Origin of the sequence: Kocuria marina (assembly GCF_000786655.1) — a bacterium.
Taxonomy (GTDB): Bacteria; Actinomycetota; Actinomycetes; order Actinomycetales; family Micrococcaceae; genus Kocuria; species Kocuria marina_A.
In genome coordinates, this window is record NZ_JROM01000016.1 from 385,769 (window position 1) to 398,139 (window position 12,371).

Genomic DNA, 12,371 nt, shown 5'->3' on the forward strand with positions numbered 1-12,371 from the left:
CTACCGGTCCGTATATTGCTGGAGCAAGTGTGCCAAATCCCCGGGCTCACGAGCGACAGCGGCACACACGTCCTGCAGTTCACCGGGCTGCGCGAAGCCCCACCCCGCGCCGAGGCAGTCGATGCCGTGGCTGCGGGCGCCGTCGGCGTCGTAGCTGCGGTCCCCGATCATCACGGTGCGTGCGGGGTCCGGGGGCAGCGCGCCCATGCGCCGCAGTGCTTCCCCGATGATCGCGGGCTTGTCGTGCAGGCGCCCGGACCCACCGCCGGGCTGCGCGAGATCGTCCGCGGCGCCGCTCACGGTCTCGAAGTACTCGTCCAGCCCGAAACGCGACACGACCTCCACGGCGATGTGTTCGGGCTTCTGAGTGGCCACGGCCTGACGCACGCCGCGCTCGCGCAGCGCCCCCAGCACCTCACGGACACCCGGGTAGACACGCGAGCGGTCCAGGCCCTCCGCGAGGTACCCAGCGCGGTACACCGAGACGACCTCCGCGATCCGGTCCTCGGGGACGTCCGTGAACCGGCGTAGGGACTCCCCGATCGGCGGTCCCACGAAGCGCCCGAGGTTCTCGGGCACCGTGAAGCCGCACGAGCGCAGGGCGTCGGCGATCCCGTCCGTGATCGCCCCGGCGGGATCCAGGACCGTGCCGTCCAGGTCCCACAGGACGATGGCGCTTTGGACGCTCATGCCCGGTCCCCCACCGCGGTCCCGGCGCGTTGCCGGTTCTCCTGCGCCTCGTCGGCCGGTTCCCCGTCATCCGGGGCGTCCGCACCGTCCCCGGTGCTGCTCGGGTCTGCAACGTCCCCCGGGCCCGCGGCGTCGCCAGCACTCGCGGTGCCGTCCGCGTCGGTGCGGTGGGCGGCCTCCCGGGCGGCGGAGTGTTCCAGCACCTCGCGCAGGAACTGCCCCGTGAAGCTGTCCTTGTTGCGTGCGACCTGCTCCGGGGTGCCCTGTGCCACGACCGTGCCACCGCCGGAACCCCCGTTGGGGCCCAGGTCCACGATCCAGTCCGCCGACTTCACGACGTCCAGGTTGTGCTCGATGGTCATGACGCTGTTGCCCTTGTCGACCAGGCTCTGCAGCACCATGAGCAGCTTCCGGATGTCCTCGAAGTGCAAACCCGTGGTGGGTTCGTCCAGGACGTAGATCGTGCGCCCGTTGGAACGCTTCTGCAGTTCCGCGGCGAGCTTGACGCGCTGCGCCTCACCGCCGGAGAGCGTGGTGGCGGGCTGGCCCAGCCGCACGTACCCGAGGCCCACCTCCACGAGCGTGGTGAGGTAGCGCGCGATCGCGGTGAACGGCGCGAAGAACTCCGCCGCCTCCTCGATGGGCATGTCCAGGACCTCGGCGATGTTCTTGCCTTTGTAGTGCACCTCGAGGGTCTCGCGGTTGTAGCGCGCACCCTTGCACACCTCGCACGGGACGTAGACGTCCGGCAGGAAGTTCATCTCGATCTTCAGCGTCCCGTCACCCGAGCACGCCTCGCAGCGCCCGCCCTTGACGTTGAACGAGAACCGGCCCTGCTGGTAGCCGCGGACCTTGGCCTCCTGGGTCTCCGCGAACAGCTTGCGGATCCGGTCGAACACGCCCGTGTACGTGGCCGGGTTGGAGCGCGGGGTGCGCCCGATGGGGCTCTGGTCCACGTGCACGACCTTGTCCAGGTGCTCGAGCCCGTCGATGCGCTTGTGACGCCCGGGCACCTGCTTGGCGCCGTTGAGCTGATTGGCCAGGCTCGTGTAGAGGATGTCGTTGACGAGCGTGGACTTCCCGGAACCGGACACGCCCGTGACCGCCACGAAGACCCCCAGCGGGAAGTCCACCGTGAGGTTCTGCAGGTTGTTCTCCCGCGCGCCCACGACCGTGAGCTGGCGCTTCTTGTCCACGGGACGCCGCTTCGCGGGGACCTCGATCAGCTTGCGCCCGGTGAGGTAGTCGGCCGTGATCGACCGGCGGTTCTCGAGCAGCTGGTCGTAGGTCCCGGAGTGGACCACGTCACCGCCGTGCACGCCCGCTCCCGGACCCACGTCCACGATCCAGTCGGCCTCACGCATGGTGTCTTCGTCGTGCTCGACCACGATGAGGGTGTTGCCCATGTCCCGCAGCCGCAGCAGGGTGTCGATGAGCCGGCGGTTGTCGCGCTGGTGTAACCCGATGGACGGCTCATCCAGGACGTAGAGCACGCCCACGAGCCCCGCACCGATCTGGGTGGCGAGCCGGATGCGTTGCGCCTCCCCACCCGACAACGTGGCCGCGGCCCGTTCCAGGTTGAGGTAGTCCAGCCCGACGTCGATCAGGAACGTCAGGCGCGCGATGATCTCCTTGAGCACCTGATCACCGATCTTTGCCTCGCGGGTGTCCAGGTCCAGCTGCTGGAAGAACGCGAGGGAATCGCGCATGGGCAGGCGGGTGGCCTCGGCGATGTTCTTCCCGCCCACGGTGACCCCGAGGATCGTGGGATTCAGCCGCGCTCCCCCGCACTCGGGGCACGCCACCTGGCGCATGTACTGCTCGTAGCGGTCCTTGGCGTGATCGGACTCGGTCTCCTCGTGCTTGCGCTTGATGTAACCGAACACACCCTCGAAGCCCTGCGTGTACCGGCGCTCGCGACCCCACCGGTTGCGGTAGGCCACGGTGACCTTGTAGTCCTTGCCGTGCAGGATGGCCTTGCGTGCCTTGGTCGGCAGGCCCTTCCACGGGGTCACGAGGTCGAATCCGGCCTCCTCCCCGAGTCCGGCGAGCAGCCGGTTCCAGTAGTCGCTCGTGGCCTTGCCCAGGGACCACGGGGCGATGGCGCCCTCCACGAGGGACAGGTCCGGGTTGGGCACCACGAGGTCCTCGTCCACCTCGAGGCGCGAACCGATGCCGTCGCACTCGGGGCACGCACCGAACGGGGCGTTGAACGAGAACGAGCGCGGTTCGATCTCGTCCGTCTGCAGTTCGTGCTCGTTGGGGCACGCGAGGTTCTCGGAGAACGTGCGGCGGGTCTCGTGCCACGGGGACTGCTCGCCCTCGCGGGTCACGAGCTCGATGACCACGCGTCCGTCCGCGAGGTTCAGGGCGGTCTCGACCGAGTCGGTGAGCCGCTGCCGGGCGTCCGGCTTGGCGGTGAGGCGGTCCACGACCACGTCGATCGTGTGCTTGTACTGCTTCTTGAGCTTGGGCGCGTTCTCGAGCTGGACGGTCTCGCCGTCCACGACGGCGCGCGCGTACCCCTGGGTGCTCAGCTGCTGGAACAGGTCCTGGAATTCGCCCTTGCGGCCCTTGACCACGGGGGCGAGCACCATAAACCGAGTGCGCTCGGGCAGCTCGAGCAGCTGGTCAACGATCTGCTGTGCCGTCTGCTTGGTGATGGGCTCACCGCACACCGGGCAGTGCGGGTGGCCGATCCGTGCCCACAACAGACGCATGTAGTCGTAGATCTCGGTGATCGTGCCCACCGTGGAGCGCGGGTTGCGCGAGGTGGACTTCTGGTCGATGGACACCGCCGGGGACAGCCCCTCGATGAAGTCCACGTCCGGCTTGTCCACGCGGCCCAGGAACATCCGGGCGTAGGAGGACAGCGACTCCACGTAGCGGCGCTGACCCTCGGCGAAGATGGTGTCGAAGGCCAGGGAGGACTTCCCGGACCCGGACAATCCCGTGAACACGACCATGGAATCGCGGGGGATGGTCAGATCCACGTTCTTGAGGTTGTGCTCGCGGGCACCCTGCACCACGATCTCGGTCAGGTCCGAGACACCGGAGGCGCGGGTGCGCGGGGCACGGTCGTGGGCCACTCGTTCCGCGAGCACGGAGCTCGACGGACGGTCACTGGGGGTTCGGCGGGTTTGCTCAGACACGGCAGTCACTCTATTACCAGGGGCCGACACGACGAGCGGGTCCGGGGACGAATCAGCGCAGCGCGCAATGCGACCTCCCGGCCGGATCGTGCGCTGCGCCGTCGTCCGTCATGTCCCCTACGAGCGGGAGAGCCGCCCGGCAGCGGGGCACCCTACTCGGCCCGGTGCCTCGGGTGGGGATGCGGGTGCGCGGTACCCGCGACGTCGGGCTCGACCGGTGCGGCGTGTGCCCCGCGGGCCGAACGCGCCGTCTCCTCGGCGCGCTCGCCGTGGGAGCGCCGCAGCCCGGAGGCCTTGGGATCGACCACGGGCAGCTCACCGGTCTCCGCGTGCTGCATGCGCAGCCCGGCCGCTTCCACGGGGTTGACGCGCTTGGTGACCATGGTGATCTCACCCGTCTCCGGGTCCACCTCCGCGACGTCCACCGTGGTGCGCAGCGGCACCTCCTTCATGAGCAGCACGCACACCAGGGTCACCAGCGACGCGATCCCGGCCACGAGGAACAGCAGCCCGGTCCCGGTCCCGTACGCCTCACGAATGGCCTCGAGCACGGCCGGCGGCAGCCCCGCGAGGTCGATCGACGCAGCGTCGGGCGTCTGGTGGGCATCCAGACCGTGGTCCGCGGCGAACCGGGACATCTCGCTCGAGAGGTGGCGCGTGAGCAGCGCCCCGAACAGGGACACCGCCACCGCACCACCCACGGTGCGGAAGAACGCGACCGCGGAGGACGCGGAGCCCATGTCCTTCAGGCCCACGGTGTTCTGCACGGCGAGCACGAGGTTCTGGTTCAGCGTGCCCACGCCCAGACCCACGAGGCAGATGAAGATGCCCACGAGCCACGCGGGCGTCGTGTGGGTCAGCTGGGACGCCAGGAACAGACCGATCGCGAGGATCACCGCGCCCACGATCAACACCCGCTTCCACCGGCCGAAGCGCGTGATGAGCTGGCCCGCGATCATGGAACCCAGGAACGATCCCACGACCTGCGGGAGCATGAGCAGCCCGGACTCGGTGGGGGTGTAGCCCTGGCCCAACTGGAAGTACTGGCCCAGGTACGTCGTGGACGCGAACATGGCGGCACCCGTGGCGATCGCCGCGATAATCGCGAGCACGGTGGTGCGCTCGGTGACCACGTGCAGGGGCATGGTCGGTTCGCTCGCGCGCCGTTCCACCAGGATGAACGCCACGGTGCTGAGCACGCCCACCGCGATCAGCAGGATGGACTCCCACGAGCCCCAGTCGAAGAGCTTGCCCGCGAAGGACACCCACAACAGCAGGGAGGACGTGGCCACCGCGAGCAGGGCCATGCCCAGGAAGTCCACCTTGGGCGCCGTCTCACGCGTGGTCTCGGGCAGGTGCAGCGTGCGCACAATCAGCACGGCCGCGAGGATCGACAGCGGCACGGGGATCAGGAAGCACCAGCGCCACCCGAACGCGTCCACGATCAGCCCGCCCAACAGCGGGCCCACGGACGTGGCCACGGCCATGACCGCGCCCATGTACCCGGCGTACCGGCCGCGCTCGCGCGGCGGGATGATCGTGCCCAGGATCGTCTGGGCCAGCGCCATCAGGCCGCCCATGCCCACGCCCTGGATCACGCGGGCCACCACGAGCATGATGATGGACCCCGCGAGACCCGCGGCGGCGGAACCGATCACGAAGATCGCGATGGCCATGAGCAGCAGCTTCTTCTTGTCGAAGAGGTCCGCCAGCTTGCCCCACACGGGGGTCGTGACGGCATTGGCCAGCAGGGTGCCGGTGACCGTCCAGGACAGTGCCGTCTGGTCCCCGCCCAGGTCCGCCATGATGACGGGCAGAGCCGTGCCGATGATGGTCAGGGTGACCATGGCCATGAAGAACGCGGCCAGGATGCCGGTCAACGCCCGCAGGACGTCCCGGTGCTCCTGGTCGCTCGTTCGCGTAGCACGCGCCTTGCCGCGCGTGTCCTGGGCTGCCGTCACGGGCTGTTCTCCTTTCCGCGACCGGGGTCACCGGGCGCCGTGGGGTGCGGGGATCCGGGCTGCGCCCCGGGTTCCGGCGCGGTCGTGGCCGCCGTGACCCGGGACATGCCCAGTGATGTCAGGAAGAGTTCGGTGAGCCGGTTGAGGTCCGAGCGCGTGCGTTCGGCCTCGTCCTCGCCCAGGTCGCCCAGGCGGGCGACGAGGGTCTCGGCGTCCGCGCGCAGGTTCGCCTCGAGGGCCTTGCGACCCTCGGGGGTGATCTCCACGATCTGCGCGCGTCCGTCCTCGAGGTCCCGGGTGCGGGTCACGTACCCGAAGTGTTCGAGGGCGCTCAGGTGCCGGCTCATCCCCGAGGCCCCGAGGCCGGACTCGGCCACGATGTCCTTGGCCCGGCGTCCGGGCACGCACGCGAGATAGCTCAGGATGTTGGTGTGCACCATGGACAGTTCCCGGTGCAGCGCCGCTGCCTTGAGCACCTTGCGGGTCACGCGTTGCAGCTCGAACAAGTCGCGTACGAGCTCCTCGGCGGTCGCGTGTGACACGCCCATCCACTCCCCCGTTCCTCGGGTGCCGGGGGTGCGCCTTCCATGACCGGTGCGGGCCGAGTCAGTGCGTACTCGCACGGCGATGGGCCCATGTGCGCGTTTCGTCGCGCTCGGTCCGGCGCTCGCGCGTTCCGGCGGACGACGCCGCTCGGTCGGGAGATCGCGTCGCTCACGCACCCCGCAGCTCATTTATTTGCTTCGCGCAACTATATATCCGTCCGGCACGGGAGTCCATCCCCCGGGCGTGTCGTCTCCACCACAGGGTGCGTGGACGCGCGGGCGCGTATTAGCCCGGCGTGACTCGGCGGCCTAGAATCGTGGGCATGATCGCTACCCAGACCGAGATCACGGAACTCGCCGACATCACCATCCGCCGCATTTCGGTGAGCGAGATGGACAACAACGTGTACCTCCTCACCTCCAAGGAGCACGGCACGCAGGTGCTCATCGACGCCGCGGACGACGCCCGCGCCATCGCCGGTCTCGTGGCCGCCGGGTCCGGGGACTGCTCAGACTGGGGGAACCTGCAGTTGATCATCACGACCCACTCGCACTGGGACCACGTGCGCGCGCTGGAGTCCGTGGCCTCGCATTCGGAGGCCATGACGGCGTGCGGTGCCGCGGACGAGAACGACATCTCGGTGCCCATGGACATCACGTTCGAGAACGGGGACACCGCCGAACTCGACGGTTTCGAGCTGGACATCATCGAGCTGCGCGGGCACACCCCAGGCTCCATCGCGGTGGTGTACCGGGACCCGTCCGGGCCCGCCCACATCTTCTCGGGTGACTCCCTCTTCCCCGGCGGTCTCGGCAAGACGAACTCCCCCGATGACTTCCAGCAGCTCTACCAGGACGTCACCGAGCGGATCTTCGACGAGTTCCCGGACGACACCGTGATCCACCCGGGCCACGGTGTCCCCACGACCCTGGGCGCCGAACGCCCGCACCTGCAGGAGTGGAAAGAACGCGGCTGGTGAGCGCCGCCTCGTCCGGGGCCGCGGCCCCGGCGCGTAACACGGCGGACCGGGCCGCGTACGTCGCCGTCTTGGCCTTCCCCCTGTTGGTGCTCGCGGGCGGGGTGGTCGGATACGCGTTCGCCCCCACGGTGCACCAGGCCGCGGGCTGGACGAATCCCCTGCTGGGTCTCGTGATGTTCGGGATGGGACTCACTCTGCGTCCCGTGGACTTCGCGCTCGTGGCCAAGCGCCCGGTCCCGATCGTCGTGGGTGTGTTGGCCCAGTACGTCCTCATGCCGATCATCGCGCTGCTCGTGACCTGGCTGCTGCGACTGCCCCCGGAGATCGCGGCCGGCGTGATCCTCGTGGGCTGCGCCCCGGGCGGCACGTCCTCCAACGTGGTGTCCTACCTGGCCCGCGGTGACGTGGCTGTGTCCGTGACCATGACGTCCATCTCCACGCTGCTCGCCCCGCTGCTCACCCCGTTCCTCACGCTGTGGCTCGCGGGCGCGTATATGCCGCTCGACGGCGCCGCCATGGCCACGTCGATCGCCCTGATCGTCCTCCTGCCCGTGCTCGCGGGACTCGTGGTGCGCCTCACGCTACCCCGCGTGGTCGAGCGTTTGCTACCCGTGCTGCCGTGGGTTTCGGTACTCGGCATCGCCGTGATCGTGGCGGTCGTGGTCTCTGGCTCGGCGGACAAGATCATCCAGGCGGGACTGCTCGTGCTCGCCGCCGTCGCGATCCACAACGTGCTCGGGTATTTGCTGGGTTACGCGGTCGGCCGGGTAACCGGACAGCCGGCTCCCGTGCGCCGGACCACCGCGGTGGAGGTCGGCATGCAGAACTCCGGACTCGCCGCGGGTCTCGCGGCGCAGTACATGTCCCCGCTCGCGGCCCTGCCCGGCGCGGTGTTCTCGGTGTGGCACAACCTCTCCGGCGCGGTCTTCGCGCTGCTGTGCCGTCGGGCGGATTCGGCCGCGGCGCGGCGCGCGAACATCTGACGACGTCGCGGCGTCGGGCGCACCCGGCCACTGTCGACCCAGCCGCCCGGCACTGCGGTGAGCGGGCGACGTCGCCCTGGCACCCCCGCGGACGCGCCCGTGTGCGTGTCCGCGGGGGCCGATAGGCTGACGGGGATGAAACTCCTCGATTCCCTGGCCCCCGATCTCTCCGCCCCCGGGCACCGGTACCTGCGCGGTGATTTCGCGTCCAACCCCCTGAGCGAGGACGAGATCTACGAGGGGTTCCTCGGCTGGATCGCCTCACGGGACATGGAGCTGTACCCCGCCCAGGACGAAGCCGTGCTGGAGGTCGCCAACGGGTCCAACGTGATCCTCGCGACCCCCACGGGATCGGGTAAGTCCACCGTGGCCGTGGCCGCGCACTTCGCGGGGCTCGCTCGCGGGGCTCGCTCGTACTACACCGCGCCCATCAAGGCCCTGGTGTCCGAGAAGTTCTTCGACCTGTGCGAGATCTTCGGCGCCGAGAACGTCGGCATGGTCACGGGTGATTCCGCGGTCAACCAGAACGCCCCGATCGTGTGCTGCACCGCGGAGATCCTCGCGAACGTGGCCCTGCGTGAGGGTGCGGACGCGGACCTCGGCGTGGTGATCATGGACGAGTTCCACTTCTACTCCGATCCCCAGCGCGGCTGGGCGTGGCAGGTGCCGCTCATCGAACTGCCCCAGGCGCAGTTCCTGCTCATGAGCGCGACCCTCGGGGACGTCACCCGCATCGAGAACCGCCTGAACGAGACCACGGGCCGTTCCACCGCGCTCGTCTCCTCCGCGGAACGCCCCATCCCCCTGCACCACTACTACTCCGAGCGCCCCGTCCACGAGGAGCTCGAGGAACTGCTCAGCACCCACCAGGCCCCGGTGTACGTGGTGCACTTCTCGCAGCTGCAGGCCGCGGAACAGGCCCAGAACCTGATGTCCGTGGACGTCCTCAGCAAGGACGAGAAGCAGCGCGTGGCGGAGCTGATCAAGGACTTCCGCTTCTCCGCGGGCTTCGGCAAGACGCTCAACCGGCTCGTGCGGCACGGGATCGGGGTGCACCACGCGGGCATGCTGCCCAAGTACCGCCGCCTCGTGGAGCAGCTCGCCCAGACCGGGCTGCTCAAGGTGATCTGCGGGACGGACACCCTAGGCGTGGGGATCAACGTGCCCATTCGCACCGTGCTGATCACGGCGCTGTCCAAGTTCGACGGTCGCCGCACCCGCCGGCTCAGCGCCCGCGAGTTCCACCAGATCGCGGGCCGCGCGGGCCGCGCCGGCTACGACACCGCGGGGACCGTGGTGGTCCAGGCCCCCGAGCACGTCATCGAGAACGAACGCGCCATGGCCAAGGCCCGGGCCAAGCACGGGGACGATCAGAAGAAACTGCGTCAGGTGCCCAAGAAGAAGCCGCCGGAGGGTTTCGTGTCCTGGAGCCGTAAGACGTTCGAGTCGCTCGTGGCCGCCCAGCCCGAACAGCTCACGTCCTCCTTCGCGATCACCCACTCCATGGTCCTGAACATGCTGCAGCGGCCCGGGGACAACATCGGCGCCGGGTACCGCTTGCTCACGAGCGTGGACGAACCACGGCCGCGCCAACGCCTGCTGCTGCGCCAGGCGCTCGCGATCCTCAAGGAACTGCTGCGCGCGGGCGTCGTCGTACGCCTGCATGAGCCGGACGAGACCGGGCGCCGCTACCGGCTCACGGTCGAGCTGCAGGAGAACTTCGCGCTGAACCAGCCGCTGTCCCCGTTCGCGCTGGCCGCGCTCACCCTGCTGGACCCGGAGTCGGAGACGTACGCGCTCGATGTCGTCTCGGTCATCGAGGCCACGCTGGAGAAACCGCGCCAGGTGCTGAACCTGCAGGAGAAGAAGGTCAAGGGCGAGGCGCTCGCGACCATGAAGGCCGACGGCCTCGAGTACATGGAACGCATGCGCGAGTTGGACGAGATCACGTACCCCCAGCCGTTGCGGGAACTGCTCGAGCAGTCGTTCGAGACCTACCGATCCTCCGCCCCGTGGGTCGCACAGTTCGAGCTTTCCCCCAAGTCCGTGGTGCGGGACATGTACGAGCGCGCCATGACGTTCGGGGACTACGTGCAGTTCTACGGTCTCGCCCGCTCCGAGGGCATCCTGCTGCGCTATCTCTCGGACGCGTACAAGGCCCTGCGCCAGACGGTCCCGGTGGACGCCACGACCGAGTCGCTCACCGACCTGGTGGAATGGCTCGGGGAGAGCATCCGCCAGACCGACAACTCCCTGCTGGACGAATGGGAGAAGCTGGCCTCCGGGGAGGAATCCCCCATGGGCACGGGCGCGGACTCCCTCAAGGAACTCGTGGCCGAACAGCCGGAAGGCGTCACCGCGAACCCCCGTGCGTTCCGCGTGATGGTGCGTAATGCCCTGTTCCAGCGCGTGGAACTGTTCGCGCAGGAGAAGGACAAGGTGCTCGGGGCCCTGGACGAGAGAACCGGGTGGGACCGCGACCGCTGGGCGGACGCGATGGACACGTACTTCGACGAGTACGAGGACATCTACACGGACGCCCAGTCCCGCGGGCCGTCTCTGATCCGCATCACCGAGGACCCCGAGGGAATGACCGGGTTCTGGACCGTCACGCAGGTCTTCGACGATCCGGACGGGCACCACGACTGGGGTATAAACGCGCGCGTCGACCTCGCGGCGTCGGACGAGGACGGCTTCCCCGTGGTCCTCGTGGACAACGTGGGTCCCATCACCGACACGAGACGCTGAGCACCGGTCATCCCGGAAGCCATGCATGTGGAGACGCATCATCGGATAATATGCACTTTAGGATGCATAGGGTGAGGAGGAGTTCGTGTTCGCCCTGACGATCGACCGCCGCGATTCCCGCGGCCGCGCCGCCGAGCTGCACATGGGACGGCAGCGCACGGCTCTGCAGGAGGAACTCCCCCGCCCGGTCCTCGACTGGGAGATCAGCGCGGGCGATGAGCTGCAGGCGCTCTACGACGACGCCGCCGCGATCGTCCGTGCGGTCCTCGCGCTCGCCGACGCCGGGCACTGGCACGTGGGCGTGGGCATCGGCGCGGTGGACGACCCCCTGCCGTCGTCCGTGCGCGAAGCTACGGGCGAGGCCTTCGTGGCGGCGCGGGATGCCGTGAACGCCGCGAAGGAGCGCGGCCGTCCGGTCGTGGCCGGCAACGAATGGGCGCGGCGCGCGGGCAGCGTGGTGGATCTGGTGTGCGCCGTGCGGGCCCGGCGTTCCGAGGCCGGGGCGCAGGCCACGGAACTCGCCGACCGGGGGCTCACGCAACAGGAGATCGCCGAGGGGCTCGGGATCACCCAGTCCTCGGTGTCCCGGCGGCTCAGCGCAGCGCTGTGGCACGAGGAACACACGGTCCACGAGACCCTCGAGGCGTTGTTCCGACTCGCGGACGAGCACTCCCCCTCTGGCCACGCTCCGGACGCCGCGGCCCCCTCAGCGCAGGACGCCACCTCCTCGCAGGACGCCCACCCATTGAAGGACGTCTCCTCGCCGGAGGATGTCGCCTCGAGCGGCGACACCACCTCGGGCGGTGACGCGTGAGCTTCCTGCGCCCGCTCACCACCGCGGTCCTCCCCGCAGCCCTGGTGCTGACCACCGCGATCTGGACCGTGCTCGCGGGGACCGTGCCCCGGGAATGGGCCTATCCCGCGCTGCTGATCGCCGGGGCCCTGTCCGGCGACCCTGTGGTGCGCGGGGTCTTCCGTTTCGCAGACGTCTCCCACGAACGCCTGCGTCCGGCGAAGAGCCCGTGGGACGACTCCGAGGCCACGGCGGAACCCGTGGACCCGCCGCTGCGCGGAGGTCTGGTCATCGGTGCGCTGGAACGCGCCGGCGCCATCGTCTCGCTGCTCACGGGCATGGTCGCCGGGATCGGCGTGGTCGTGGCGATCAAGGGCCTGGCCCGCTACGGCGAGTTCACCAACGCCCAGCAGCGCGAACAGTTCATCATCGGCACCCTCGTGTCCCTGCTATGGGCCGCGTTGTTCGCCGGTGCTGCGCTGTGGTGCACGACGCCGCGGGGCCCGTTCCCAGGATAGG

9 protein-coding genes are annotated in these 12,371 nt (G+C 69.3%); 5 read left to right on the forward strand and 4 right to left on the reverse strand.

Going from position 1 to position 12,371, the window contains the following annotated elements; all coding sequences use genetic code 11:
- The 4 genes from AS25_RS04385 to AS25_RS04400 form a co-directional block, all read right to left on the reverse strand.
- Positions 1 to 690 (reverse strand): HAD family hydrolase, encoded by a 690-nt coding sequence (locus AS25_RS04385; protein ID WP_035962070.1) that lies wholly within the window; start codon positions 688 to 690, stop codon positions 1 to 3.
- The gene (gene uvrA / locus AS25_RS04390) at positions 687 to 3,794 is read right to left on the reverse strand and encodes an excinuclease ABC subunit UvrA (protein WP_437123707.1); all 3,108 of its coding nucleotides are present in this window, start codon (positions 3,792 to 3,794) and stop codon (positions 687 to 689) included. Before uvrA ends, AS25_RS04385 begins: the two co-directional genes overlap by 4 nt.
- 200 nt (positions 3,795 to 3,994) lie before the next feature.
- Positions 3,995 to 5,803 carry an MDR family MFS transporter gene (locus AS25_RS04395; protein ID WP_052160687.1) on the reverse strand — a complete coding sequence of 603 codons (1,809 nt, stop codon included), beginning with the start codon at positions 5,801 to 5,803 and terminating at the stop codon, positions 3,995 to 3,997.
- The gene (locus tag AS25_RS04400; RefSeq protein ID WP_035962072.1) at positions 5,800 to 6,351 is read right to left on the reverse strand and encodes a MarR family winged helix-turn-helix transcriptional regulator; all 552 of its coding nucleotides are present in this window, start codon (positions 6,349 to 6,351) and stop codon (positions 5,800 to 5,802) included. Before AS25_RS04400 ends, AS25_RS04395 begins: the two co-directional genes overlap by 4 nt.
- A gap of 320 nt (positions 6,352 to 6,671) precedes the next feature.
- On the opposite strand from AS25_RS04400, the gene AS25_RS04405 reads away from it, so the two are divergent.
- The 5 genes from AS25_RS04405 (at position 6,672) to AS25_RS04425 (ending at position 12,370) form a co-directional block, all read left to right on the forward strand.
- A complete protein-coding gene (locus tag AS25_RS04405) occupies positions 6,672 to 7,328 on the forward strand; it encodes an MBL fold metallo-hydrolase (protein ID WP_035962074.1) in 657 nt (218 codons plus the stop codon).
- Positions 7,325 to 8,311, forward strand: coding sequence for a bile acid:sodium symporter family protein (locus AS25_RS04410; protein ID WP_253270470.1), 987 nt, complete (start codon positions 7,325 to 7,327; stop codon positions 8,309 to 8,311). Before AS25_RS04405 ends, AS25_RS04410 begins: the two co-directional genes overlap by 4 nt.
- A gap of 135 nt (positions 8,312 to 8,446) precedes the next feature.
- The gene (locus AS25_RS04415; RefSeq protein WP_035962076.1) at positions 8,447 to 11,059 is read left to right on the forward strand and encodes a DEAD/DEAH box helicase; all 2,613 of its coding nucleotides are present in this window, start codon (positions 8,447 to 8,449) and stop codon (positions 11,057 to 11,059) included.
- An 85-nt stretch (positions 11,060 to 11,144) separates the two neighbouring features.
- Positions 11,145 to 11,873, forward strand: coding sequence for a sigma factor-like helix-turn-helix DNA-binding protein (locus AS25_RS04420; RefSeq protein ID WP_035962078.1), 729 nt, complete (start codon positions 11,145 to 11,147; stop codon positions 11,871 to 11,873).
- Entirely contained in the window at positions 11,870 to 12,370 is a 501-nt protein-coding gene (locus tag AS25_RS04425; RefSeq protein ID WP_035962080.1) for a hypothetical protein, read from the forward strand. The genes AS25_RS04420 and AS25_RS04425 overlap by 4 nt, the downstream gene beginning before the upstream one ends.
- Position 12,371 lies beyond the last annotated feature (1 nt).

Coding starts and splice junctions, on each gene's coding strand:
- AS25_RS04385 (WP_035962070.1), bottom strand. CDS start 690: ATGAGCGTCCAAAGCGCCATCGTCCTGTGGGACCTGGACGGCACGGTC.
- AS25_RS04400 (WP_035962072.1), bottom strand. CDS start 6,351: ATGGGCGTGTCACACGCGACCGCCGAGGAGCTCGTACGCGACTTGTTC.
- AS25_RS04405 (WP_035962074.1), top strand. CDS start 6,672: ATGATCGCTACCCAGACCGAGATCACGGAACTCGCCGACATCACCATC.
- AS25_RS04415 (WP_035962076.1), top strand. CDS start 8,447: ATGAAACTCCTCGATTCCCTGGCCCCCGATCTCTCCGCCCCCGGGCAC.